The 24,158-nt window shown below is 55.8% G+C and carries 20 protein-coding genes; 15 read left to right on the forward strand and 5 right to left on the reverse strand.

The genetic code is table 11. The features are described from left to right. The first annotated feature begins 2 nt into the window (after positions 1 to 2). The 4 genes from DTS01S_RS03195 (at position 3) to DTS01S_RS03210 (ending at position 3,438) form a co-directional block, all read left to right on the forward strand. On the forward strand, positions 3 to 1,169 hold the full coding sequence (locus DTS01S_RS03195) for a methionine ABC transporter ATP-binding protein (protein WP_061287337.1): 1,167 nt from the start codon (positions 3 to 5) through the stop codon (positions 1,167 to 1,169). Next, positions 1,147 to 1,812 carry a methionine ABC transporter permease gene (locus DTS01S_RS03200; protein WP_013800725.1) on the forward strand — a complete coding sequence of 222 codons (666 nt, stop codon included), beginning with the start codon at positions 1,147 to 1,149 and terminating at the stop codon, positions 1,810 to 1,812. The genes DTS01S_RS03195 and DTS01S_RS03200 overlap by 23 nt, the downstream gene beginning before the upstream one ends. 111 nt (positions 1,813 to 1,923) lie before the next feature. After that, on the forward strand, positions 1,924 to 2,412 hold the full coding sequence (locus DTS01S_RS03205; RefSeq protein WP_012207409.1) for a VOC family protein: 489 nt from the start codon (positions 1,924 to 1,926) through the stop codon (positions 2,410 to 2,412). Positions 2,413 to 2,499: 87 nt separating this feature from the next. Next, a complete protein-coding gene (locus tag DTS01S_RS03210) occupies positions 2,500 to 3,438 on the forward strand; it encodes a CysB family HTH-type transcriptional regulator (protein WP_013800726.1) in 939 nt (312 codons plus the stop codon). A 21-nt stretch (positions 3,439 to 3,459) separates the two neighbouring features. Here DTS01S_RS03210 and DTS01S_RS03215 read toward each other — a convergent pair whose 3' ends face one another. The 5 genes from DTS01S_RS03215 to DTS01S_RS03235 form a co-directional block, all read right to left on the reverse strand. Further along, positions 3,460 to 3,951: a GNAT family N-acetyltransferase gene (locus DTS01S_RS03215; protein ID WP_012207407.1), complete on the reverse strand. Its 492-nt coding sequence runs from the start codon at positions 3,949 to 3,951 to the stop codon at positions 3,460 to 3,462. A gap of 72 nt (positions 3,952 to 4,023) precedes the next feature. Continuing rightward, complete coding sequence (locus DTS01S_RS03220) at positions 4,024 to 5,124, reverse strand: bifunctional nicotinamide-nucleotide adenylyltransferase/Nudix hydroxylase (protein ID WP_061287394.1); 1,101 nt, start codon at positions 5,122 to 5,124, stop codon at positions 4,024 to 4,026. Between the two features lie 46 nt (positions 5,125 to 5,170). Next, positions 5,171 to 6,871: an NAD+ synthase gene (locus tag DTS01S_RS03225; protein ID WP_061287338.1), complete on the reverse strand. Its 1,701-nt coding sequence runs from the start codon at positions 6,869 to 6,871 to the stop codon at positions 5,171 to 5,173. A gap of 49 nt (positions 6,872 to 6,920) precedes the next feature. After that, positions 6,921 to 8,120, reverse strand: coding sequence for a nicotinate phosphoribosyltransferase (pncB, locus tag DTS01S_RS03230; RefSeq protein WP_012207404.1), 1,200 nt, complete (start codon positions 8,118 to 8,120; stop codon positions 6,921 to 6,923). A 56-nt stretch (positions 8,121 to 8,176) separates the two neighbouring features. Continuing rightward, complete coding sequence (locus DTS01S_RS03235; RefSeq protein ID WP_061287339.1) at positions 8,177 to 9,001, reverse strand: cysteine hydrolase family protein; 825 nt, start codon at positions 8,999 to 9,001, stop codon at positions 8,177 to 8,179. 312 nt (positions 9,002 to 9,313) lie between these two features. Here DTS01S_RS03235 and DTS01S_RS03240 point away from each other — a divergent pair, with 312 nt between their 5' ends. The 11 genes from DTS01S_RS03240 (at position 9,314) to DTS01S_RS29385 (ending at position 24,151) form a co-directional block, all read left to right on the forward strand. Further along, complete coding sequence (locus DTS01S_RS03240; protein ID WP_061287340.1) at positions 9,314 to 9,685, forward strand: DUF2304 domain-containing protein; 372 nt, start codon at positions 9,314 to 9,316, stop codon at positions 9,683 to 9,685. Continuing rightward, positions 9,682 to 11,151, forward strand: a complete 1,470-nt coding sequence (locus DTS01S_RS03245; RefSeq protein ID WP_061287341.1) for a mannose-1-phosphate guanylyltransferase/mannose-6-phosphate isomerase — start codon at positions 9,682 to 9,684, stop codon at positions 11,149 to 11,151. The genes DTS01S_RS03240 and DTS01S_RS03245 overlap by 4 nt, the downstream gene beginning before the upstream one ends. Before the next feature lies 1 nt (position 11,152). After that, complete coding sequence (locus DTS01S_RS29350) at positions 11,153 to 12,232, forward strand: glycosyltransferase (protein ID WP_082774878.1); 1,080 nt, start codon at positions 11,153 to 11,155, stop codon at positions 12,230 to 12,232. Positions 12,233 to 12,367: 135 nt separating this feature from the next. Then, positions 12,368 to 13,186, forward strand: a complete 819-nt coding sequence (locus DTS01S_RS29355; RefSeq protein WP_074931594.1) for an ABC transporter permease — start codon at positions 12,368 to 12,370, stop codon at positions 13,184 to 13,186. Then, the gene (locus tag DTS01S_RS29360) at positions 13,176 to 14,561 is read left to right on the forward strand and encodes an ABC transporter ATP-binding protein (protein WP_074931597.1); all 1,386 of its coding nucleotides are present in this window, start codon (positions 13,176 to 13,178) and stop codon (positions 14,559 to 14,561) included. Before DTS01S_RS29355 ends, DTS01S_RS29360 begins: the two co-directional genes overlap by 11 nt. A gap of 1 nt (position 14,562) precedes the next feature. Continuing rightward, positions 14,563 to 19,380 carry a glycoside hydrolase family 99-like domain-containing protein gene (locus DTS01S_RS29365; RefSeq protein WP_082774879.1) on the forward strand — a complete coding sequence of 1,606 codons (4,818 nt, stop codon included), beginning with the start codon at positions 14,563 to 14,565 and terminating at the stop codon, positions 19,378 to 19,380. A 35-nt stretch (positions 19,381 to 19,415) separates the two neighbouring features. Beyond that, on the forward strand, positions 19,416 to 20,756 hold the full coding sequence (locus DTS01S_RS30280; RefSeq protein ID WP_139223785.1) for a hypothetical protein: 1,341 nt from the start codon (positions 19,416 to 19,418) through the stop codon (positions 20,754 to 20,756). A gap of 28 nt (positions 20,757 to 20,784) precedes the next feature. Further along, complete coding sequence (locus DTS01S_RS29370) at positions 20,785 to 21,879, forward strand: DegT/DnrJ/EryC1/StrS family aminotransferase (protein WP_074931603.1); 1,095 nt, start codon at positions 20,785 to 20,787, stop codon at positions 21,877 to 21,879. Beyond that, the gene (locus DTS01S_RS29375; RefSeq protein WP_074931605.1) at positions 21,879 to 22,835 is read left to right on the forward strand and encodes a glycosyltransferase family 2 protein; all 957 of its coding nucleotides are present in this window, start codon (positions 21,879 to 21,881) and stop codon (positions 22,833 to 22,835) included. The genes DTS01S_RS29370 and DTS01S_RS29375 overlap by 1 nt, the downstream gene beginning before the upstream one ends. Continuing rightward, positions 22,813 to 23,772: a WxcM-like domain-containing protein gene (locus DTS01S_RS29380; RefSeq protein WP_074931608.1), complete on the forward strand. Its 960-nt coding sequence runs from the start codon at positions 22,813 to 22,815 to the stop codon at positions 23,770 to 23,772. Before DTS01S_RS29375 ends, DTS01S_RS29380 begins: the two co-directional genes overlap by 23 nt. Next, a complete protein-coding gene (locus DTS01S_RS29385) occupies positions 23,762 to 24,151 on the forward strand; it encodes a GtrA family protein (RefSeq protein WP_254787880.1) in 390 nt (129 codons plus the stop codon). Before DTS01S_RS29380 ends, DTS01S_RS29385 begins: the two co-directional genes overlap by 11 nt. The last annotated feature ends 7 nt before the right edge of the window (positions 24,152 to 24,158 follow it).

The raw sequence follows: 24,158 nt of genomic DNA on the forward strand, positions 1-24,158 counted from the left end.
CAATGAAGGTGGAACAGGCGGCGGCCGGCGAGCCCCATGCAATCGATGCGCTGCAGCGGCCGCACATCGTCTTCGAGGGCGTGCGCAAGCACTACCCGGGAACGGGCAGGGGCGCGGGAAGGAGCGCGGGCGAGCCCGTGCACGCACTGCAGGCGCTGAGCTTCGAGGTGGCGCGTGCCGAGGTGTTCGGCATCATCGGCCGCAGCGGCGCCGGCAAATCCACGCTGCTGCGCACCATCAATGCGCTGGAGCGGCCCAGCAGCGGCCGCGTGCTGGTGGACGGCACCGATGTCGCCACGCTGGACGAGGACGCGCTGGTGGCGCTGCGCCGGCGCATCGGCATGATCTTCCAGCACTTCAACCTCCTGTCCTCGCGCACGGTGTACGAGAACGTGGCCCTGCCGCTGCAGGCCGCGGGCTGGCGGCCCGCGCTCGTGCGCGCGCGGGTGGACGAGCTGCTGGCCCTGGTGGGGCTGGCGGACAAGAGCGGCGCCTATCCGGCCCAGCTCTCGGGCGGGCAAAAGCAGCGCGTGGGCATTGCGCGCGCGCTGGTGCACGAGCCCGAAATCCTGCTGTGCGACGAGGCCACCTCGGCCCTGGACCCCGAGACCACGCAGTCCATCCTGGAGCTGCTGCGCGAGATCAACCGCAAGCTGCGGCTGACCATCGTGCTCATCACGCACGACATGGCCGTGATCCGCGAGGTCTGCGACCGCGTGCTGGTGCTGGACCAGGGCCGGCTGCAGGAGATCGGCGAGGTCTGGCAGCTGTTTGCGGCACCGCGCTCGGAGGCGGCGCGTGCGCTGCTGCGGTCGCTGCGGCAGGCCTTGGCGGCGGACCTGGAACTGGTGGCAGAGGCCGATGGCCCGGAGGCCGTCGCCGTGCTGGCCATCGGATGGGCCGACGGCGGCAGCCAGCAGGGCCTGCCGCTGGCGCAGCTTCAGGTGCTGGGCCCGCGTGCCCGTTTGTTGCAGGGAGGCCTGGACTGCATGCGCGGGCGTTCGCAGGGCCGCCTGCTGGTGGGCGTGCCGGTGCAGGATCTGCCGTCGGCACCCCCGCCGCTTTCACCGCTTTCACCCCTTTCACCGGCCGCGCTGTCTTCCCTTCAACAGGCGCTGGGCGCCGATTCACTGCAACTGCTTGGCCATGTCCCTGCCCCCGCTCGATAAATACCTGCAGGCCTTTCTGGAAACCCTGCTGATGGCGGGCGCGTCCTCGCTGATCGCCATCGTTGCCGGGCTGGCGCTGGCCATCGTGCTGCACACCACGGCGCCGGGCGGGCTCTATGCCAGGCCGCGGCTGTACCGGGGGCTGTCGGCGGCGGTGAACATCGGCCGGGCCATTCCCTTCATCATCCTGCTGGTGGCCCTGCTGCCGGTGACGCGCGCCATCGTGGGCACCACGCTGGGCACTTGGGCGGCGGTGGTGCCGCTGTCGGCCAACCTGATCCCGTTCTTTGCGCGCATCGCCCAGGTCAGCCTGGGCGAGGTGGACGGCGGCCTGGTGGAGGCGGCGCGCGCCATGGGCCTGCGCCGCCCGCAGATCGTGCGCCAGGTGCTGCTGCCCGAGGCGCTGCCGGGCCTGATCGGCGGGATGACCGTGAGCGTGATCGCCATGGTCAATGCCTCGGCCATGGCGGGCGCCGTGGGGGCGGGCGGCCTGGGCGACCTGGCCATCCGCTACGGCTACGAGCGCTATGAGACGCGCGTGATGTTCGAGGTCATCGTCATCCTGGTGGCCCTGGTGTCGGTGCTGCAGTTCGGCGGCGAATGGCTGGCACGCCGAGCCGACCACCGGCGTTCGATCTCTTGAGATGATTTGGAAATAACAGACTGAATTTTTATTATTTTTGGTTTTTTCGACTTGTCTCGACAATGGCCTGCAGCAGCATTCGGGCTGCTGATTCTTTTCCGAGACGCTTCGATGACCCACACCACACGCCCCGCCTGGCCTTCCCCTCTTGCCGGCCGCACTGCCATGAAGCCGGGCGTGGCCATCGTCTGTGGCGTCCACCATGTCCAGCTGTCCTTCCCGGCGCGCGCCCAGGCGGCCATGGAGCGCTTTTATGGCGAAGTGCTGGGCCTGTCTGCCCTGACCGTTGCCGGGCGTCCGGGCCTGAGCTTTCTGGCCGGCGGTCAGCGCATCGATCTGGTGCCCTACAAGGGGCAGTCCGGCGGCACCGAGCGCGCGGCGGGCAACCTGGTGCACCTGGCGCTGACGGTCAGCGACGTGGATGCGCTGCGCCAGCAGTTGCTGGTGCACGGCGGCCTGGCGCTGGAGGTGGCGCCCGTGAGCGAGGGCCGGCGCTGCTATGCGCGCGACCCCGCAGGCAATCTGATCGAGCTGCTGGAGCTGCCCCGCGAGGCAGCGGCCGATGCCCCGGACGAGCCGGCCGTGGCCTGTTCGGCCTGAAAGCCTCTCGCCGTCCCCTCTCTCTTTCCTTCCTGCTTTTGCCTTCCACAGGCCCGGGCCGCACCGGCCCCGGGCGGAGCCTTGCCCATGAACTTCCAGCAACTGCGCTATGTGCGCGAAACCGTGCGCCGCGGCTACAGCCTGACAGAGGTGGCCCACACGCTGCACACCTCCCAGCCCGGCGTGAGCCGTCAGATCCGCGAACTGGAGGAAGAGCTGGGCGTGGAGATCTTCATCCGCGCAGGCAAGCGGCTGACCGGGCTGACGCCGCCCGGCGAGGCGCTGCTACCCATCGTCGAGCGCCTGATGCTGGAGGCCGACAACCTGCGCCGCGTGGGCGCCGACTTCAGCGCCAGCGAGCAGGGCCGGCTGTCGATTGCCGCCACCCACTCCCAGGCCCGCTATGCGCTGCCCCATGTGGTGCGCGACTTCCGCCAGCGCTATCCGCAGGTGCGCCTTCACCTGCACCAGGGCTCGCCCGAGCAGGTGGCGCAGATGCTGCGCAGCGGCGAGGCCGACATCGGCGTGGCCACCGAGGCGCTGGCCGGCTATGAAGGCCTGGTCGCGCTGCCCTGCTACCGCTGGACGCACGGCGTGGTCGTGCCGCCCGGCCACCCGCTGCTGCAGTCGCAGCAGGCGCTGACGCTGGAGGCGCTGTCGCGCTTTCCCATCATCACCTACGAGCAGGGCTATACGGGCCGCGCCCACATCGACGAGGCCTTTGCGCGCGAGGGCCTGGAGCCCGACGTGGTGCTCACGGCCATGGACGCCGACGTGATCAAGACCTATGTGGAGCTGGACATGGGCGTGGGCATCGTCGCCTCGGTGGCGCTGGATGCCGAGCGCGACCAGGGCCTGCGCACGCTGGACGCCGGCCACCTGTTCGAGGTCAACACCACGCGGCTGGGCCTGCGCAAGGGCGCCTGGCTGCGCGGCTATGCCTATGCCTTCATCGAGACCTTCGTGCCCACGCTGACGCGCGAGGTGGTCGAGCAGGCCGTGCGCCAGGGCGTGGAGCCCGAGTAGGCAGACGAAGGGGGCCCGGCCTCAGCCCGGCTCGCGCGCCATCTCCAGCAGGGTGTCGCCCGTCACGCGGTAGCGGATCCACTCGGTCTGGGGCAGGGCGCCCAGGCGGTCGTAGAACTCGATGGAGGGCAGGTTCCAGTCGAGCACGCTCCACTCGAAGCGGCCGCAGTCCTTCTCGACGGCGATCTGCGCCAGGCGGCGCAGCAGCGCCGTGCCCGCGCCCAGGCCGCGCGCCTCGGGCGTGACGTAGAGGTCTTCGAGGTACAGGCCGTGGCGGCCCTGCCAGGTCGAGTAATTGAAGAAGTAGACCGCAAAGCCCACGGGCTGGTCGCCATGCAGGCAGATCAGGCCGAAGACGGCGGGGTTGTCGGCAAACAGGGTGCGCTTCACATGCTCTGGCGTGGCCAGGACTTCATGCTCGGCTTTCTCATAGACGGCGAGTTCGCGCACGAAGCGGACGATGAGCTCGGCGTCATCGGGGGTGGCGGGTCGGATCTGTAGGGTGGTAGTCATTCAAACGCGGGGGAACACGGGAAGCCCGGAAAAACGGTATTGCGGCGCAAGATGGCGCCGCAATCTCCGGTTTTAGCCGATTTTCACGCCCGTGTCCGCCAGGGGCAGGAACTGGCGCAGGATCTGGAAGTGGTCCTCGAAGAACGCGCTTTCCATGGCGGGAAGGTCGCAGACGGCCACCCAGCGCGCCACTGCCGCATCGTCGCCGCCCTGCACGGGCGGCAGCGAGGGCAGCACGCCCAGGTCCAGGTAGTGCACATGGGTGATGGTGCGCCCGCGCAGGCTGCGGTCGGGGTGGTCGAAGACCTGCACGGACTGCAGGGCGGCCTGCAGGTCGGCCTCGCTGAGCGTGGAGCAGGTCTCCTCGCGCAGCTCGCGCAGGCAGGACTGCCACAGCGTGTCGCGCGGCTCCAGGAAGCCGCCCGGCAGCGCCCACAGGCCCAGGCCCGGGGCATGGGCGCGGCGTATCAGCAGGATGTGGTCCTGTTGCGCGCCTTCGTGCGGCACGCGGCAGCGCAGCAGCGCGTCCACGGTCACGAAGACGGGCGGGTAGGGCGCCGCAGCCCAGGCCTGGCGGTACCGGGCCAGCATGCGCCATTCCTCGCACATCTGCGCATGGACGGGCGTGGTGGCCCATTGGCGCAGGAACTGCAGGGTGGCGGGCGGCACCTGGGCGGCCAGGGCCTCGAAGTCCACGCCGGATTCGCCGAAGTAGATGTCGCGCAGCGGCGTGGCGTCGAACTGGCCCAGGCGCGGCAGGCTGATCAGCTGCCAGCGCGGAAAGCGCGCCAGGTAGCCGCTGGTCGCGTCCTTGAAATGGCCGACCAGGGCCACGCTGGCGCCTTCGGGCACGCAGGACTGCACGGCCTGCTGCACTGCCTGTACCCACAGCGGCTCGTTGTAGTAGTCGCGCACGGGCACGCAGTGCAGGCGGGCCGCGTCCGCGGGCGGCAGCGCCTCGCGCAGCATCTGCGCGCGCTCCTGCCAGCTGAAGGGATTCTTGGGATTGGGCGCCTGCCAGGCGCTGCCCAGCACGACGACGATCTGCTCGGCACGCTCCAGCGCCGCGCGCAGCAGGGCCATGTGGCCGTTGTGCAGCGGCTGGAAGCGCCCGATCAGCACGGCGGTGTGCACGCGCTCGCTGGTGGCCGGGGTTTCGGGGGGGGCGTCCATGGCGGCAGTCTCTTGCATAAACAGGCTCGGTGGCTTCACTTTGGCTTCATTCGTAGTGGGCGGCAATGGGCATCTGGCGGCCGGTGCCGAAGGCGCGCGGGCGCACGCGCAGTATGGGCGGGGCCTGGCGGCGCTTGTACTCGCTGCGGAAGATCATGCGCTTGACGCGGTCAACCAGCTCGGCCCCGCCGGGTTGGCCCAGCAGCTGGGTCACAAAACGCTCAGCCGTGCCGTACTCGGCGGTGGACAGGTGCCGGCCCTCGATGGCGTATTTGAGGATTTCGTCCAGCACCGCATAGGGCGGCAGGCTGTCCTCGTCCTTCTGGTCGGGCGCCAGCTCGGCCGAGGGCGGCTTGTCGATGATGGCCTGGGGAATCAGCTCGCGGCCCGCACTGTGGTTGATGTGGCGAGACAGCTCGAAGACCTCGGTCTTGTAGAGATCGCCCAGCAGGCCCAGGCCGCCGTTGGTGTCGCCATACAGCGTGCAGTAGCCCACCGAGATCTCGGATTTGTTGCCCGTGGTCAGCAGCAGGTGGCCGAAGGCGTTGGAGTACTCCATCAGCGTGGTGCCGCGGATGCGTGCCTGCAGGTTCTCCAGCGGCAGGCCCTGCAGCGGCTGGCCGAAGCTGGACTCGAACTGGCGCGCATAGCCGTCGACCAGCTCGCGTATCGGGTGCTCGTGCAGCGTGATGCCCAGGTTGCGGCACAGGATCACCGAGTCATCGACCGAGCCGCTCGACGAAAAGCGCGAGGGCATGGTGACGGCCACCACGTTGTCCGCGCCCAGGGCCTCGGCGGCCAGGGCCAGGGTCAGCGCGCTGTCTATGCCGCCCGAGCTGCCGACGACGGCGCGCGTGAAGCCGCAGCGGCGCGCATAGTCGCGCAGGCCCAGCACGATCTGGCGGCGGTAGAACTCCATGGTGGGCAGGCCTGCGGCCGGCACGCTCATGCAGGGCTGGCCGGCTGCGTCGAGGAAGCGTCCGTCGTCGAACTGCAGCGTGCGCAGGTCTTCGACAAAGCGCTCGGCCTCGAAGACCACGCCGCGCCCGGGCTCCACCGCGAACGAGGCGCCGTCGAACACGATCTGGTCCTGGCCGCCGATCTGATTCACATAGAGGATGGGCAGGCCGTGGCGCGTGGCCGCCTGGCCGAAGATCTCGTGGCGCTGCTCGCGCTTGCCCAGGTGGCTGGGGCTGGCGTTGATGCTGACCACCAGGTCGGGCGCGGCGTCGGCCATGCGCGCGAAGGGGTTGGTGGCGTAGTCGGCACCGGCGTCGTTCCAGCCGTCCTCGCACACCAGAAAGCCCACCTGGGCCTGGCCTATGCGCAGCACCTTGGCCGCGTCGGGGCCGGGCTCGAAGTGGCGGCGCTCGTCGAAGATGTTGTAGGTAGGCAGCAGCTGCTTGTCGTAGCGCAGGCGCACGGCGCCGTCCTTGAGCACCAGCAGGCTGTTGTGCAGCGGCTTGCCCGGCCCGCTGGCGCGCGTGGGCGCGCCGATGACCCAGTGCAATTGCGGCCACTGGCGCGTGGCCTGCAGCAGCTGCTGCAAGCCTTGCTCCAGGCGTTCGCGAAAGGCGGGCTCGTCCAGCAGGTCGCCAGGGTAGTAGCCGCACAGCGACAGCTCGGAAAAGACCAGCAGGTCGGCCTGCGCGCGCGCGGCGCGGGCAGCGGCCTCGGCCATGCGGGCCACGTTGCCGGCGATGTCGCCGACGGTGGGATTGAGTTGGGCGATGGTGATGCGCAGCATGAATGGAGCCTTGGCGGTGTCAGGCGGTGTCAGGCGGTGTCGGGCGGTGTCAGACGGCGACAGGCTGGGCCAGGCCGAAGACCTGGCGCAGATAGGCCAGATAGGTTTCGTCGTTGCACAGCGTCTTGCCCGGCGAGTCCGAGATCTTGGCCACGGGCTGGCCGTTGGCGTGGGTGAGCTTCATCACGATGTTGATGGTTTCCAGCCCCATGTCGTTGGTCAGCCGCGTGCCGATGCCGAAGCCCAGCTGTATGCGGTCGGCAAAGCGCTGGTACAGGGCCAGGGCCGTGTCCAGGTCCAGGCCGTCGGAGAACACCAGGCGCTTGGCCTGGGGGTCTATGCGCAGCTTCTGGTAGTGGGCGATGGCCTTCTCGCCCCAGGCATACGGGTCGCCCGAGTCGTGGCGCAGCCCGTCGAAGAGCTTGGCGAAGTACATGTCGAAATCGGCCAGGAAGGCATCCATGCCCACGGTGTCGGTCAGGGCCACGCCCAGGTCGCCCCGGTACTCCTGCACCCAGTCCTCCAGCGCGGCGATCTGGAAGTCGCGCAGGCGCACGCCCTGGGCCTGGTAGCTCTGCAGGTACTCATGGGCCATGGTGCCTATGGGCACGATGCCGAAGTCGCGCGCTAGCAGCACGTTGGACGTGCCCTTGAACCACTGCGCCGTCTGCGTGGCAAAGGCCTGGACCACCTCGCGCTGCCAGGCGCCCGAGAAGCGCCGGCGCACGCCGAAGTCGAACAGCTCGAAGGGATTGCGCAGCCTGGCCTCGCAGGCCAGGTGGCGCAGGCGCTCGATCTTGCCGGCCAGGCGCCTGCGGCCTTCGGCCAGCGCCGCCTCGGCGTCGAAACGCCGGAAATACAGCTCGTTGACGATGGCCAGCACATAGATCTCGAAGCCCATCACATGGACCTGGGGGCCCTTGGCCTCGATGTGCAGGGTGTCGCCATCGGCCCAGGCACGGATGAAGGCGCGCTGGAACTGGAAGATGCGCAGAAAGTCGATGAAGTCGCTCTTCATGAAGCGCAGCCCGCCCAGGTAGGCCAGGTCTTCGGGCGTGAAGCGCAGCGCGCACAGGGCGTCCAGCTCGCGCTCCACCTCGGGCAGCAGCTCGGCCAGCGGGAAGGCCGTCTTCGTGCGGCAGACGAATTCGTATTCGGCCTCGGTCTGGGGATTGCGGTGCAGCATGGCCTGCCACATCGTGAATTTGTAGAGATCGGTGTCGAGCAGGCTGGTGATGATGGGAGCCATGGTGCGATGCTGGGGAAACAGGAAAGGGGGCTGCGTGCGGGAAGGCGGTCCGGCCCCTACAGGTGGAGTTCTTGGCTGGAGGCCAGCCGCAATCCGCGGGCCTGCATGGCTGCCAGAAAATCATGGTGCGCAGACTCGAAGCCCGGCACCGGGCTCATGGCGTCGTGCATCAGCACGATGCGCTCAGGATGGGGAAGGTGCTCGACCAGATGCTCGACCGTGGAGCGCACGCAGTGGCTGCTGGCCTCGCCAGCAACGACCAGCAAGTCGGCCCGGTCCAGCCGCTCCAGCAAGGCAGTGTTCAGCAAGGTCGCCGGATCGGCCGGGTCCGGCACCTCGGCCTGCAGGGCGCTGTAATGCTCGGTCCAGGGATTGAGCCCCTTGAAGACGTTGTACACGGCGCGCTGGCGCTGCTGCTGCCAGTCGCCGCAGGCCGCCAGCACATCGGCATGGATACCGTGGCCCCAGCTGCCCACCTCGCAGTGCACGGGCCAGACCATCAGCGTGTAGCGGCTGTTGGCTTCGAGTGCATCCAGATATTCCAGGCTGCGCTGCAGCGCCCCGGCGTTGCGCGGCCGGAACACACCAACTCGGACCTGCGCAGCCGTGATAGGGGTGAACGGCACTACCTCGCTGCCATCGCCCTGCTGCCAGAAGGCGGGGTGGGCAATGTCATAGCGCTGGTGCGAGTCCAGCGTCACCGTGATGGCGTCCAGCCGCTCGCCTTCACGCCGGATCCACTGGGCCAGGCGCTGCATGTCGGCATGGGCGCCCGCCACGGGAAGGCTGGGGCGTAGTCCGCCAGGACACCAGCCCTCAGGCAGATCGCAGAAGTCGTTCTGGGGGTCTATGACCAGGAGCTGGGTGGTGGCAGATGGCATGGGTGAGTGCACGAAAGCAACAGCGCGGGCCTGTATCAGGTGAGTGCTTCAGTGTAGTGCTGCGGGAGCCCGGTCTGCTTTCAGGGCTGATCCTGCAAGTGCCCTGATTTTGGCAAAGCAGGTCGCAACTCCCTGTCAAGGGCAGGGAGGAACAAGCAGGGCCAGCTCCTTCAGAACATGATGCGGAACCTACAATGGGAGGTTTTACGTATTTCGCTGGCGGTTTGGCCTGTTTCAAACCGCCATTGCGCTGCTTTCAGGCGTGCCCTGCATCAACCGAATGGATTCATTCGGTAGCTTTTGATTATCAATATGGCATCCCTTCAGGTAACAACGACTTTCATGGGTGTAGGGTTGGCCGCGCTGATTCTGTACCTGATTCGGCGCGACCACCTCTACCTCATGCACGGGCTGTTCTGGGTCGTCGTTGCCGTGGCTGCCGTCGTACTCGGCGTCTGGCCCGGGATGATCAACCGCCTGGCAGCGGTGCTGGGCATCAGCTATCCACCGGCCATGCTGCTGCTGCTGGCCAGCATCGTCCTGCTCATCAAGGCCTTGCATGCCGACATGGTCAACACCCGCATCGAGCGTGATGTGCGGCGGTTGAACCAGCGATTGGCGATGCTGGAGGCTGATGCTGAGGACATGCGACGTTCAGTGGAACCTGGTCAAGCGTCGCTATGAGTGCATTGCTGCTGAGTGTTGTCCTTTGTGGTGGTTCTGGCACGCGGCTGTGGCCGCTTTCGCGTGAGACCTATCCCAAGCAGTTCCTCGCGCTGACGGACGAGATCACCATGTTGCAGCATACGGTCGTCCGCCTGAAGGGTTTGGCAGACCGCATACCGCAGGCGCCCAAGCCCCTACTCGTTTGCAACGAGCAGCACAGATTCCTGGCAGCGAGCCAACTTCTGCAAATCGGCTTGGAACAGTGCCCCATCTTGCTGGAGCCCGCTGGGCGCAATACCGCGCCAGCGCTTACTCTGGCTGCATTGCAGGCCAGTGTGGAACACGACGATCCTGTTTTGTTGGCAATGCCAGCGGACCATATGATCACCGAATCTGGTGCCTTCCATGCTGCAGTTGAGCGTGCCTATTCTGCTGCGATCCGTGGATGCATGGTGACTTTCGGAATCGTTGCTGTCCGGCCCGAGACGGGTTATGGATACATCCATTACGGGCAGTCCGACGAGGCTGGGCTGCATGCGGTGCAGGGTTTCAAGGAAAAGCCCACTGCCGCGCAGGCGCGGTGCTATCTCGATGCCGGCGATCATCTGTGGAACAGTGGACTGTTCATGGTGCGAGCCAGCGTATGGCTGCGTGCCATCGCCGCTTGCAGGCCCGACATTCTTGAGGCCTGCAGTGCTGCCATGCGCAGTGCTTGCCGGGACGTTGACTTCATCCGTCCGGTCGCCGATGCGTTCCTGTCCTGCCCGTCCGACTCCATCGACTATGCCGTCATGGAGCGCCTGCCGATAATGCCCTCGCTTGGAATTCCTGCTCTTGTGGTGCCTCTTGACGCTGGATGGTCCGATTTAGGGGCTTGGGACGCCTTGTGGGATGTGCATGACAAGGACGAAAGTGACAACTCGCTGAGCGGCAATGTCCTTCAACGCCATTGCGATAACTCCTTGCTGATGTCCAGCAGCCGTTTGGTGGTGGGCGTAGGCCTCGAAAACATGGTGGTGATCGAAACACCGGACGCCGTACTCGTTGCCGACAAGCGGCAAACACAGGAAGTCAAGCAAATGGTCACCTTGCTGGCGGATAGTGAAAACGGGCGAACCTTCACCCACTCTCACCGCAAAGTGCATCGCCCATGGGGCTGGTATGACAGCTTGGATCGTGGCGAACGCTTTCAGGTCAAGCGCATCGTCGTCAATCCCGGGGCCAGCCTGAGTTTGCAGATGCACAACCACCGCGCCGAGCATTGGGTTGTTGTGAAAGGCATGGCTGAGGTCACGCGTGATGAACAGTGCTTCTTTCTGAATGAAAATGAGTCAACCTACATTCCGCGGGGACATAAACACAGATTGAGAAATCCCGGGAAATTTCCATTGGAAATAATAGAGATCCAGTCTGGAGATCTTCTGAGCGAAGATGACATAGTTCGTTTCGATGATGCTTACGGCCGTGTAACCAGGGGCCGCTGAAATGATAAGTAAAATAGAAGCCTGTCAGGTCGAAGATCTTGAAGAGGTAGTCAATCATTGCAAAGAAGCAGGGGGTGGCGCTGGTATTGGGTTGTTGCTCATTAACTTCAATACTGCCGTTCAGACCATACGTTGTCTGGAATCGATTTTAAATTCCAGTCTCATGCCCGACAGGATCCTGCTTCTGGATAATGCATCAGAGATAAAAGATTTCAATCTGTTGGTGCAGCACTGCAATTCCCGTTTTATTCCAGGGTTGAAACTGTATAGATCATCAATCAATATTGGTTTTGCACAAGGAAGCAATCTGTTGATCGAGCTGGCATTGCGGGATGAAACCTGTGACAAGATCGTACTGCTCAACAACGATGCCATCGCGGAAAAAGAAATGCTGCATCGTCTGTGCGAGGCTCTGAGATCGCCGGGGAGAATAGGTTTGGCTGGTGGCCGTATGCACAGGCTTTCTCATCCTGAGCAGGTTGATACTCTTGGGATATCAATATATGCGAGCCTGATGCCCGCGGACAGAAAATCCCTGGATGATGGATACATAGGACCCACAGGCGGCTGCTGTATCTTGACCAGGGAAATGCTGGAAGATAGCAGATCTGTTTTTGGCTATTATTTTGATCCTCGCTTTTTTTGTTATTGTGAGGATACGGATCTGGCATTGCGATCTCTTTTGCTTGGATATAAGCCTGCCTATATAGATGAGCTGTTGGCGTTACACGAAGGGCAGGCGAGTAGTGGGAAAGTAAACAATTTTGTGGCTTACCATGGCTTGCGCAATGTGTTCTGGATGCATATCAAGCTTATGCCGCGTGCCCTGTTGTGGAAACACGGAATTCTGATTCTATTGGCCCATTTTTTGACAGTGGGAAGGCATTCCGTCAATGGAAGGTTCGGGCTGTTGATCAACATCTACAAGGATGTTTTTGGCAGGATGCCAGAGTTCTGGTATGAGCGTCGAAGAATAAAGAACTACATGAGAGAGAATGGGCATGTCATCGATTCGCTGCTAACGCCACGGTTCTATAGAAAAGGGTATGCACGCCAGTTATGGAAATCTATGCGGGGCTGATCCCTTAAGCTGATTTTCTTGAGTTGAAATAATTTGGGTTCATGAGTCTATTTCATGAAGGCGGGTGGAAATGTTTGGTAAAAAATCAAAGATGGTCAAGAAGGCACTGGTTGCTGGTTGGAAGGTGTACTCCTGATGCAGCATTTTTCAGTCAGCCCAACGGAAATGGTAGCCAGCCTCTGGCGGCATAGGGAACTTGTCTATGCGTCTGCCAAGCGCGAGGTGCTAGGAAGATACCGCGGCTCCGCTTTGGGGTTGCTGTGGTCCTTTTTCAACCCGATTTTCATGCTGGCGGTATATACATTTGTTTTCAGCGAAGTATTCAAGGCGCGGTGGAATCCTGGGAGTGAGTCCAAGACGGAATTTGCCTTGGCATTATTCTCTGGATTGATCATTTTTAATCTGTTTTCCGAATGCGTTAACAGAGCACCCAATCTTGTACTGTACAACCCCAACTATGTGAAAAAAGTTCTGTATCCGCTTGAGATATTGCCTTTTGTTGCGTTTCTATCTGGTCTCTATCACGCCTTGGTCAGTCTGGCTGTATGGATGGTTGCTTATCTGATATTTTTTGGGATACCTCATCCTACAGTGCTGCTGTTGCCGCTGATTATTGTTCCATTCGGACTTTTCATTATGGGGGTCAGCTGGGGACTTGCTTCCTTGGGCGTATTTTTACGAGACGTTTCCCAGTTTATTGGCGTATTGACCATGGTCTTGATGTTTCTCAGTCCTGTCTTCTATCCGGTGAGCTCATTGCCAGAAAACTATCGTCACATCCTCTATATCAACCCTTTGACCATAGTGATAGAGCAGACTCGCGATATTCTTTTCTGGGGAAAGCTACCCTCTGTTACATCCATGTTGATTTACTGGGTTGGCTCCATTGCTATTGCCTGGTTGGGCTTTGCTTGGTTTCAGAAAACAAGAAGGGGTTTTGCGGATGTTCTCTGAAAATGCCATCGAAGTCCATGATTTGAGCAAGTGCTATCAAATCTACGATACTCCGCGTGACCGCCTGAAGCAATTTCTCCTTCCTTCATTGAGAAGATCTGTTGGGCTTAAGGAAGAAAGGTATTTTCGTGAATTCTGGGCATTGAGAAACGTCAATTTCTCAATAAAAAAAGGGGAGACTGTCGGGATTGTCGGAAAAAACGGCAGCGGGAAATCCACATTGCTGCAGATCGTATGTGGAACGCTGGCTGCTACGACTGGGAGAGTGGAAACAAATGGCCGTATTGCCGCGCTGCTGGAATTGGGGGCCGGATTTAATCCGGAATTCACGGGGCGGGAGAATATCTACCTGAACGGCTCTGTTTTGGGTTTGAGTCGGCAGGAAATTGAAAACCGTTTCGACGAAATACAGTCTTTCGCAGATATTGGGCAGTTTATAGATCAACCGGTAAAAACCTACTCCAGTGGCATGGTTGTGCGCCTGGCATTTGCAGTCGCCATCAATGTCGATCCCCAGATCCTGGTGGTGGATGAGGCGCTTTCGGTGGGCGACGAACTTTTCCAGCGCAAATGTTTTTCCAGGATAGAAGCCATCAGAGCTGCAGGTGCCACAATTTTGTTTGTATCGCACTCTGGCGGAACAGTGGTGGAATTGTGTGATCGCGCAATCTTGCTGGATGGTGGTGAGCGCATTGCCATGGGGATGCCCAAGAAGATTATTGGACGGTATCAGAAACTTTTGTATGTGCCGGAGAATCGTCGAAACGAGATACGAGAAGAAATACGGCGGGAAGATGCCGTTGGGGCGGTGGAAATGGAGAAATCCAGAGAAGCTCCAGTGGTTGACATTGAAGAAAGCCAAATCGAACCTGCTGAACTGCCTGAAAGCTACGACCCTGCGCTCAAGCCCGTAAGCACCATTTCCTATGGTTCTTATGGAGCCTTGATCGAAGATCCTGCTATATATTCACACGGTGGAGAACTTGTTAATAACCTCAATAGAGGGAAGAGCTATTTTTACCGCTACAAGGTCGGGTTCAGTCAATCAGCCAGCAATGTCAGATTCGGCATGATGATAAAAACGACAAATGGTATTGAACTGGGTGGAGGGGTATCGGCCGCCTCCAATAGGGAAAGCCTGGCATTTGTGGAGGCAGGATCTACTTTCAATGTGGAGTTCGAGTTTTCCTGCCAGCTGAATTCGGGAGTTTATTTTTTGAATGCGGGTGTGGTTGGAGAGCTGAATGGCAGCGAAACATATCTGCATAGATTGGTCGATGTCGCAATGTTCCGTGTGCTATCGGAGACGAACAATCTCGCAACGGGGGTTGTTGATTTCTCTTGTACACCAAATATAGAATTTGAGAATAATTAATATGCCAGAAGCAATGAAGCGTGTTGAAAGCCAGCAAAAGCTTGTGATCGTCCTCGGTATGCATCGCAGTGGGACTAGCGCTATTACGAGAGGCCTCAAGGTCATTGGTGTGGAGCTAGGCGATAGGCTGGAGCCGCCAGCTGCAGGAATCAACGACAAAGGATATTGGGAGGATATGGATCTGGTGGCTCTCAATGTCGAGATGCTCGATGTCTGTGGGCGGAGTTGGCACAGCTTGGATCCAATACAAGAAGCGGACGTAGAGGTTCTTCTTGACCGTGGCTATATTCTGCGAGCGATTGAACTGTTGCGCAGCAAGATCCTGGAAAACCGGAGCTTTGGCTTCAAGGACCCTCGTACCGCAAAGATGCTTCCCTTCTGGGCACATGTCTTCGAAGCGGGGTCTTTCGACGTGCGATATGTATTGGCCGTCCGAAATCCATTAAGTGTAGCCAAGTCGCTCGGGAAGCGGGATGGTTTTGATCAGAGTAAATCCTATCTGTTGTGGGCCGAGCACATTCTGACAAGTCTTTCCAACGTCGGAAATTGGCCGGTGCTGGTGATGGACTACGATGAACTCATGCTGAAGCCTGACGAGCAGTTGGGAAAGCTTGCGCGCTGGATGGGTGCAGAAATCGATTTCAAGGAGTTGGAGTCTTATCGTGAAGAATTCCTGGACGAGCAGCTGAGGCACTCCCGCTTCAGTGCCAGTGACGTTTACTCGGATATGGCCGCGCCCGGATTAGTGCACGATATTCACCGCCATCTGGACAATATAGGAAAAGGATTGGCATCGGTTGATGATCTACGTCAATCCGGGGTGCTGGAAAACTGGTTGCTGGAATTCAATCGCATGCGGCCGGTGCTGAAGATGGTTGACAGATTGCATGGCCGTTTACAGGAGAAAGAAAAAAAGATCTCACACGCTGGCAATGAAGTCGTGGAGAGAGAAAGAATGATCGCCGAAAAAGATCAGCAGATTCTCGAGAAGGACCAGCTTCTCATCGAAAATGACCATCGGATTCTTCAAAAGGATCATCAGATTGTCGACGCGGGCAGCCAACTGTTGGACAGGGATAGAAAGATACTGGACCTCGACAACAGGCTTATGGAACTGACCAAGCAGATCGTAGATAGGGACATACAGCTTGCAGAACAGCAAAAACTCATCGCTGGAAGGGATCAAAGCGTAGTTGTTGCCGACAAGGGACTGGACATTGCCAAGGCCACAATCGATGAACTGAACGAGAGGGTTGCCGGCCTTGAATTGCTGCTGGCGCGCTCGAATACTGAGGTGGAGCAGCAAAGAAGGGACTTGATGGGTCTGATCGCCGCATTGGAGGCAATGCGCTCCAGTGCCAGCTGGCGCTGGACGGCTCCGCTCAGGCGCATCCTGAGCAGCTTGCTGCGTGTCCAGCATGTGCTGCACATCCTTCCTAATGTCATCAAAGCAGGTGGCGGCGTGGTGGGCACAGCGCGCACCGCTGCTGCAGTCCTCGGAAACGAGGGTGCTGAAGGCGTGCGCAAGCGCCTGGCACTGGTTTCCAGGGAGGTAGAAATTGCCGAGCAGATCGAGGCGGCCGATAGGGTTGAGGCTGTGGCCTCGCGAAATGAAGTCACCCGGTTGCTACCAGTCCCCTACTATGTAGATCCTCGGCTGGATGAGCAGCGCTCCGAGTCATTCAAATCCCTTCGCGTCGCTATCCATCTGCATGTATTCGAGATAAGTGCATTGGAAGCGGCGGCTAAACGCCTGTCGGTGCTTCCTTGCCAATTCGACCTATATGTGTCTATAGCACCAGGCTTGGAGTTGCTGGAAGTCCTTGCACGCCTGCGCGAATTTCTGTCGCCAAGTCAGAAAGTCGTGGGTCGAACGACGACCGGGTTTACCCAACCTTTGGCAGCCATGATCCTGGAGTTCGGAGCTGAATTATCGGGGTACAGGATTGTGGGGCATTTTCACGCGGGAGGTGGCCCAGGACACGATGGTGCATTGGCTCGTCTGCTGGGTGGTGAAAATTCATCGAATGGAAGAGTTGCGCATTTTCTGGAGTTACTGCAGGAGAAGGCAAAAATTGTCTTTGCAGGATCACCAACAGTGGATGAAAAAGCAAAGCAGGAATGGCATGTACTGGGTACGGTGGCAGAGCGTCTGCTGAAAGAGCATGGCCAAGCTCCTATGGGCAATGTACAGCCTTTCTTGGTTCCAACGGGAGTCATGTTCTGGGCACAGACTGAAAACCTGAGGGATTTCCTGAAGTTGCCCATTGATTCCAAAGATTTCTCCGAAGTCTTGGCATCTGGGCATGGTAGTGGAACACTTGAATACCTACTCCCTGTACTTGCGAAAAATGGATCTGGAAAGTATATTTTTCTTGAAGAAGGGGATTCGATCAAGGATTACGGGCATTATGAAGCCTGCCTGGATTATAGTGAATCCATTGTATATAAGGACGTAAAAGTCCTTGCTTACTATCTTCCCCAATTTCATCCGATTCCTGAGAATGATGAGTGGCATGGGAAAGGGTTTACAGAATGGACAAAGGTAAGGGCCGCCAATCCTCTATTTGAAGGTCACTATCAGCAGCATATACCGCACCCCGACTTGGGTTACTATCTGCTGGATGGCCCCGATACCTTGCGTCGGCAGGCTGAACTGATGAAGAAGTCTGGCGTCTATGGTCAGGTCTTCTACCATTATTGGTTTGCCGGAAAGATGATTCTGGAGCAGCCCGCTCGTATGCTGCTGGCCCATCAGGATGTGGCCATGCCATTCAGTTTCTGCTGGGCGAATGAAAACTGGACCAGGCGATGGGATGGGAATGAGAAGGAAATCCTGCTTGGGCAGAATTATTCAGCCGAGGATGCGCGTGCCTTCATGGAATACCTGATTCCATTCTTCAAGGATCCTAGGTATATCCGAGTGAACGACCGGCCCATGCTTTCAATTTATCGGCCATCCTCCATCCCGAATATAGATGAATATCTGGAGGTCTGGGCCGAGGTCTGTGCCGAAGCGGGCCTGCCCAAGCCCTATGTCGTCGCTGTTCTGACGCGTGGAGCTACCGATCCCAAGGATTTCGGCATGGACGCTGGAACCGAGCGTGTTCTCCATGACTGGACTGATGGCGGTGCACCGGAAATAAAACAGAGCCTGAAAAAATACTGGCCTGTCAATGGGAGCGTACTTTCCTATGATGACGTGGCTAACTTCTACATGGGGCAGACGGAGAAAAAGGACTTCAAGTATTTCCGCTCCATAGTGCCTATCTGGGACAACACCGCTCGATATGGTTCCGAAGCACTGCTGTTGCATGGCAGCACGCCGGAGTCTTTCCAGAAATGGATGGAAAGCACTATCCAGTACACAGTTTCTACACTGGAACCATCGGAACAATTCATCTTCGTCAATGCATGGAATGAGTGGGCAGAAGGTGCCCATCTAGAGCCAGACACACGCTATGGATACAGCTATTTGAATTCAGTGGGGCGTTCACTCTCTGGAATTCCCTATGAAAGTCAGTTGAACTATAACGCGGTACTTCCAGAAAATCTGCGGATTCATATCCAGTTCTCAGAGAATGCAAAGAATCAGATGCGTATGTGTCAACGTGTGCGCGACCGGATATCTCACAGCTTGGCGCGTTCCACGATTTTCGGTCGATTTGAAGTAACCGGTGATGTTGGTCTGGCATCTCTAGGTATGCCTTTCATGAAGGAAAGGTCGCCCGCAAATGCGGATGTCATCGTCAGGATAGATAAGGCATGTATCTTCAGTGTTCAGGTGCTCGAAAAGATGATTTCCACAGCCTGGGGACTGAGGGCCTCCGTGGTACCCAGTAGCTATGGAGATCATCATCATCTTTTTGCGGTGGCGAGTAACGGCGCTGCAAAGTCCTCGGCCATCTATCATGCTCCGATTAGGATTGATCTGACTCAGAGTATTAGTGAGCTTACTCCATCTGTCAGAGTGCGCACTGATGCTTGGTGTTTTGAAATTAAGCCAGATACATTAAGTAAGGAAGATTTTCCAAAGGTGACTACCATTGTACGGATCCACAAATCCGCTGATTTAGGAGAGCTGGATAATGCGTTGGCTTGCTTGAATGCCATGTGGAATTGTACAGTTCTACCTTTCATAGCTGCCCAGGATTTTGATGAATTTAAGACTGCTGAGTTAGAAAATATCACTAAGAATTTCCGATGGGCAGACGGTGTTGAACCTATTGTTGAGCACTATAAAACGGATTCAGCGATAAAGGACCTTCGTTCCACGATGTTGAATGAGTCGTTGAAGAAGGTTACAACCCGGTATTGCGCTTTCTTAGATTACGATGATCTGTTATTTCCTAGCGCCTATGCTAATCTTATTGATCGGATAAAGAAACAGAACAAGGCAGTTGCATTTGGACGAGTATTCTCTACCAGTTGCAAGTCAAGCGTCAAGGTTCTTGAGAAGCGTCAAAAATCTTTTGAATATGGGTCTTCATATGAGGATTTTGTCGGATGCAATCATGCTCCTTTGCATAGCTTTCTGCTAGATAAGAGTAAGTTGAATATATCTGATATAAACTATTATCCCGATCAGAGATATATGGAGGATTATTTTCTAACTTTGCAGATATTCAATAAGGAAAATTCTGATTGGGATGGTCTTTCTTTGAATATATATGTGGGTGATTACATCCATAGCTCTGATCGGGAGCATACTTTGGCGATTAATAACGCAGAAGTGCGTCAGGCGCTACTTTCAAACTCTGAATATATTGTCTGTGAGAACAGGATAAATGTATTGAGAAAATCACTTCAGTCTGTATAGTGATATTTTTACAGAACTCATATAATTGATTTGGAGTGGCAGTGATTTTTAGAACTTATCGAAAAAATATCGTCCTGTTTTTTATTGCTTTTGCGGGGATGTTTTATTTTTGTCAGATGATGAATATCCGGACTTTCCCAGGGGATGCACAGGAAGTCTGGAATCTGGCTAAGAATTATTATATTGAAGGTCGATCTCCTTCATATGTGGAATATAGAGGTGCATTTACCTTTGTGTTCTACCATGCATTGCATTTTGTCTGCGATATCGTTGGGGTGGATAGTATTTTCGGCCTGCAAATACTCAATTCAATAATATTTGCGATATTGACGGTCGTATTGTTTCCGTATGTCTTCTCGATTGCTTTGCGTAAAAAAATAGGATGGTTGAGTACGGTAGTTTTCGCTATTATTGTTTTTTATTTTTTTCGGAGTTATTTTCTCTATCCATTGACGGATTTTCCCTCCTTCACGTTTTTGCTGGCTGCCATTGCCTGTATCTTCTGGCCTAAGGGTGGGCATGTGAAAGTATTCATATGCCTGCTTTCTGCCGGAATCTTGTTCAGTTTTAGTGTGATGATGAGGTTTTCGTACGTTGTAGCATTTCCAATTCTCTTGGCTATGTGCTATGTGACGATGAAATCAAACGGCATAACAATTGTGCGGGGAATTACTTTGCTATCTGTGGTGATTTCCGTGAGCGCATCTCTGATGATGATTAATGCCAGTTCGGAGGATGGAAACCATGGGCTATTAACTAGACAATTGCATGGAGGGATGAAATTTCAGAAAGTGGAGTGGAATGCTGGAGACTCACTATATCCAGGTCAAATGTGGTTCAAAGAGAGGCGTGGAGAAGAAATTCTCAGGACTGAAGGAATGCTTGGCGGTGGTCATTTCTCTGTGTTAGAGTATTTCAAGCTGTTTTTGAAGTACCCCATGGATATGGTCACTATCAATCTGAAACACTTGCTCGGGGGGCTTGATGTTATTTATCACTCAGTTTATATATTTGATATGCACGAATCACGTGTAATAAAATCTTTATTGAATTATTCTTTGATTTTTATTGCAATGGTTCTTATCTTTCTTAAATGGAGTGATTGGTGGCATGATGGAAAGATGATGATATTCCTAGTTTTTGCGCTAGGGATACAAAGTCTTTCTGCAATCCCTTTTATTGGTGAAGTAAGATTTTTCATGCCATTGATTCTGACTTTTTTTGCTATGGCAGTTTTTGACTTCTCTTCGGGATTAACTATTGTAAAAACGAACCGACTTTATTTTTCATGGATAGCATTTGTTTTAATGTATTTTGTTATTTCATCAATGTTTTTTGAGAGTACGGAAAAGGTTGTTCTTTTGAATATTCTGTAATTTGTATCTTCATTTTTAAATAGTGCATATGAATATCAATGATTTGAAAAAACGGTTCGAATTAAATGGCCCAGCTATTTCCGAGGCCGTTGGTCGCGTTATTGCTAGTGGTTGGGTGGTGCTTGGACCAGAGGTGGAGAAGTTCGAAGCCGAATTCTCTGAATACATTGGAGTTGAACATTGCGTTACGGTTGCAAACGGTACCGATGCACTTGAGCTAGCTTTGAAGGCTTTGCTTGTCAAGACAGGCGACAAGGTTGCTACAGTCGCGAATGCGGGTATGTATGCGACTACTGCAATGTTAGCGATCGGCGCCGAACCTGTATTTATGGATGTGGATATATCCACCCAGAATGTTTCTCTGGCCGAGGTAATACGTGCTGTTGAACAGGGAGCCAAAGCCGTAGTGGTGACACATCTCTATGGTGTCGTCGTGCCAGAAATAAGGCAGATTGTGGAGTTCTGCAAGCTTCGAGGTGTGGGGCTGCTGGAGGACTGTGCGCAAGCCCACGGTGCGAAGATAGGCGGCCTACATGCGGGGAGTTTTGGTGATGCCGCTAGCTTCAGCTTCTACCCCACCAAGAATCTAGGAGCTCTTGGAGATGGTGGAGCGGTGGTGACCAGCCGTCTTGATGTGGCTGAAAATCTCAGGCTTCTGCGCCAATATGGCTGGACATCCAAATATCACGTTGGATGCGCGGGAGGGCGAAATAGTAGGCTTGACGAAATGCAGGCAGCCATATTGAGGACTTTCCTTCCTCATCTTGATGAGGCCAATGCTAGGCGCCGTCATATCGCCAATCGCTACGCGATGGAGCTTTCTCATCCTTATATAAAAGTCCTACCTAAAATTGAGGAAGAATCCGTAGCCCACTTGTATATCATCCGTGCCGGCAGTCGAGATGATTTGCGAGCCCATCTCAAGATGCAGGGGATATCTTCCGATGTCCATTACCCAATTCCAGACCATAGGCAAGCGATATTTGACGGGAAATACAAAAATATAAGCCTAAGAAATACAGAGATCCTGGCGAAGGAAATTCTCACACTCCCTTGCTATCCTGAAATGAGCGAAGGCGATATTTCTACAGTGGTTACGGCCGTCAATTCATGGGAACCGTGATGTTTTCTGTCATCATTCCTGTTTATAAAAATGAAGAATCGATTCCGCGGCTTTTAAAGGCCCTGTCGAAAATTTCCGATGACATGAATGGTGGAATGGAGGCGATTTTTGTTGTCGACGGTAGTCCAGATCGTTCCTTTGAGCTTCTTCGCGACGCATTGCCAAAGCTTGGGTTTCCTGCTCAGTTGCTAGCCCATTCTCGGAATTTTGGATCATTTCCAGCAATTAGGACGGGACTGCAGGCTGCTACAGGTGATTTCTACGGAGTGATGGCAGCGGATCTTCAAGAACCTCCTGAATTGATGCTTGAATTTTATTCCGCCTTGAAGGCCGATGAATGTGATGTAGCGGTGGGAACGCGCTTGAGGCGAAATGATCCACTCAGTTCACGGATCACTTCAGGGTTGTTCTGGAAAATGTACCGCAGGCTTGTCGTACCGGAGATGCCAGAAGGTGGAGTGGATATATTTGGTTGCAATAAGCAGTTCAGAAATCATTTGTTGAATTTGAATGAGTCCAGGTCATCTTTGATTGCCTTGATATTTTGGCTGGGTTTCCGTCGGAAATTGATGGGCTATGAGAGATTGGTTAGACAAGAAGGGGTTTCTGGTTGGACTTTTAGAAAGAAGGTTGATTATATGCTGGATAGCATATTTGCCTTTACTGACTATCCAATTAGGTTGCTGATGCGTCTGGGTTTTCTGGGTTGTCTGATATCAATTGTGCTTGCAGCCATTATTCTTATAGGACGAATAACGCATCAAATTTCAGTGCCTGGCTATGTTCCTACTATGCTGGTCACGCTCTTCTTCGGTGCCCTCAATATTTTTGGCCTGGGCGTGGTCGGGACATATGCCTGGCGTGCATATGAGAATGGGAAAAACAGACCATTATCGATTATTTCCATTAAGATAGATAATTTTAAGGATCAAAATGAAGAGTATAAAAATTCATAATACGGCTGAGGTCCATTCAAAAAACATTGGTGAAGGATCATCCATCTGGCAGTCGGTGATAGTCTTGAAGGGAGCTATTATTGGCCGAGATGTCAATATTTGTGCTCAATGCTTTGTCGAAGATGATGTAATCATCGGAGATCGAGTAACGGTGAAATCCGGTGTTTACTTGTGGAATGGCGTTCGGCTGGACGACGATGTCTTTGTCGGTCCTAATGTTACTTTTACCAATGACAAATTTCCACGATCCAAGCAGTATCTTGAGGCGCCTTTGCTTACCCAGGTGGAGAAGGGTGCATCAATTGGCGGCGGTGCCGTGATCTTGCCTGGAATTGTCATCGGACGCGGTGCCATGGTGGGGGCAGGGGCTGTGGTGACAAAATCCGTGCCTCCATATGCCGTGGTAACAGGCTCTCCTGCTCGTATCGTTGGCTATGTGGAAAATTCCAGTTTGTCCAAACCAGCAGCCAAAACGAGTGGTGTTCCCGTGCCTGAACAGGCCAATTCTCATGAAAAACTTGGAATAGGTAATGTGGCGCTGCATAGGATGAAATCCGCCCAGGACATGCGAGGAAGTTTATCTGTTGGTGAATTTGAGAAAGATATTCCTTTTCCGGCTAAGCGCTATTTCCTGGTGTTCAGTGTTCCCAGCGAAAAAACCCGAGGTGAGCATGCGCACCGAGAATGCCATCAATTCCTGATTTGCGTGAAGGGAAGCTGTGCTGTCGTTGTGGACGATGGCCGATCTCGTTGTGAAGTACTGTTGGATTCACCGGATTTGGGGCTGCATCTTCCTCCGATGACTTGGGGTATACAGTATAAATACTCGGCTGACGCGGTATTATTGGTCTTCACTTCGCATTATTATGATTCGAACGACTATATAAGAAATTATGCGGAATTTCTCAGCTTAGTGGGAGAGGCGAGTGCTTCTTAAGAAAATTCTTGAGAAACCAGTTTTGAGATTTTTGATAGGTGGAGTAATTAATACTGGATTTAGTTACTCTTGCTATCTGTTATTGAGAATGGTGATTTCGTATCAGCCGGCATATGCGATTGCTTACGCATTGGGTATTGTGTTTTCCTATTGGTTCAATGCGCGGATGGTTTTCTCTGTTCAGATGAGTTGGGGCGGATTTTTCACTTATCCATTAGTGTATTTTGTGCAATATGCATTATCGGCATTGTTGTTGGAATTGATTGTTGTCAAGCTATCGATCGAAGATTATTTGGCGCCACTGATTGTCACTGTTCTTGTGGTTCCCTTAACATTCATTTTGAGTAAAATAATTATTACTTGGAGGGTGAGAAAATAGCAAAAGC

The sequence above is a fragment of the Delftia tsuruhatensis NBRC 16741 genome (genome assembly GCF_001571325.1).
GTDB lineage: Bacteria > Pseudomonadota > Gammaproteobacteria > Burkholderiales > Burkholderiaceae_C > Comamonas > Comamonas tsuruhatensis.

Bases quoted from the DNA above. Each gene is read 5' to 3' on its own strand.
- DTS01S_RS03195 (WP_061287337.1), top strand. From the start codon at position 3: ATGAAGGTGGAACAGGCGGCGGCCGGCGAGCCCCATGCAATCGATGCG.
- DTS01S_RS03200 (WP_013800725.1), top strand. From the start codon at position 1,147: ATGTCCCTGCCCCCGCTCGATAAATACCTGCAGGCCTTTCTGGAAACC.
- DTS01S_RS03205 (WP_012207409.1), top strand. From the start codon at position 1,924: ATGACCCACACCACACGCCCCGCCTGGCCTTCCCCTCTTGCCGGCCGC.
- DTS01S_RS03210 (WP_013800726.1), top strand. From the start codon at position 2,500: ATGAACTTCCAGCAACTGCGCTATGTGCGCGAAACCGTGCGCCGCGGC.
- DTS01S_RS03215 (WP_012207407.1), bottom strand. From the start codon at position 3,951: ATGACTACCACCCTACAGATCCGACCCGCCACCCCCGATGACGCCGAG.
- DTS01S_RS03220 (WP_061287394.1), bottom strand. From the start codon at position 5,124: ATGGACGCCCCCCCCGAAACCCCGGCCACCAGCGAGCGCGTGCACACC.
- DTS01S_RS03225 (WP_061287338.1), bottom strand. From the start codon at position 6,871: ATGCTGCGCATCACCATCGCCCAACTCAATCCCACCGTCGGCGACATC.
- pncB (WP_012207404.1), bottom strand. From the start codon at position 8,120: ATGGCTCCCATCATCACCAGCCTGCTCGACACCGATCTCTACAAATTC.
- DTS01S_RS03235 (WP_061287339.1), bottom strand. From the start codon at position 9,001: ATGCCATCTGCCACCACCCAGCTCCTGGTCATAGACCCCCAGAACGAC.
- DTS01S_RS03240 (WP_061287340.1), top strand. From the start codon at position 9,314: ATGGCATCCCTTCAGGTAACAACGACTTTCATGGGTGTAGGGTTGGCC.
- DTS01S_RS03245 (WP_061287341.1), top strand. From the start codon at position 9,682: ATGAGTGCATTGCTGCTGAGTGTTGTCCTTTGTGGTGGTTCTGGCACG.
- DTS01S_RS29350 (WP_082774878.1), top strand. From the start codon at position 11,153: ATGATAAGTAAAATAGAAGCCTGTCAGGTCGAAGATCTTGAAGAGGTA.
- DTS01S_RS29355 (WP_074931594.1), top strand. From the start codon at position 12,368: ATGCAGCATTTTTCAGTCAGCCCAACGGAAATGGTAGCCAGCCTCTGG.
- DTS01S_RS29360 (WP_074931597.1), top strand. From the start codon at position 13,176: ATGTTCTCTGAAAATGCCATCGAAGTCCATGATTTGAGCAAGTGCTAT.
- DTS01S_RS29365 (WP_082774879.1), top strand. From the start codon at position 14,563: ATGCCAGAAGCAATGAAGCGTGTTGAAAGCCAGCAAAAGCTTGTGATC.
- DTS01S_RS29370 (WP_074931603.1), top strand. From the start codon at position 20,785: ATGAATATCAATGATTTGAAAAAACGGTTCGAATTAAATGGCCCAGCT.
- DTS01S_RS29375 (WP_074931605.1), top strand. From the start codon at position 21,879: ATGTTTTCTGTCATCATTCCTGTTTATAAAAATGAAGAATCGATTCCG.
- DTS01S_RS29380 (WP_074931608.1), top strand. From the start codon at position 22,813: ATGAAGAGTATAAAAATTCATAATACGGCTGAGGTCCATTCAAAAAAC.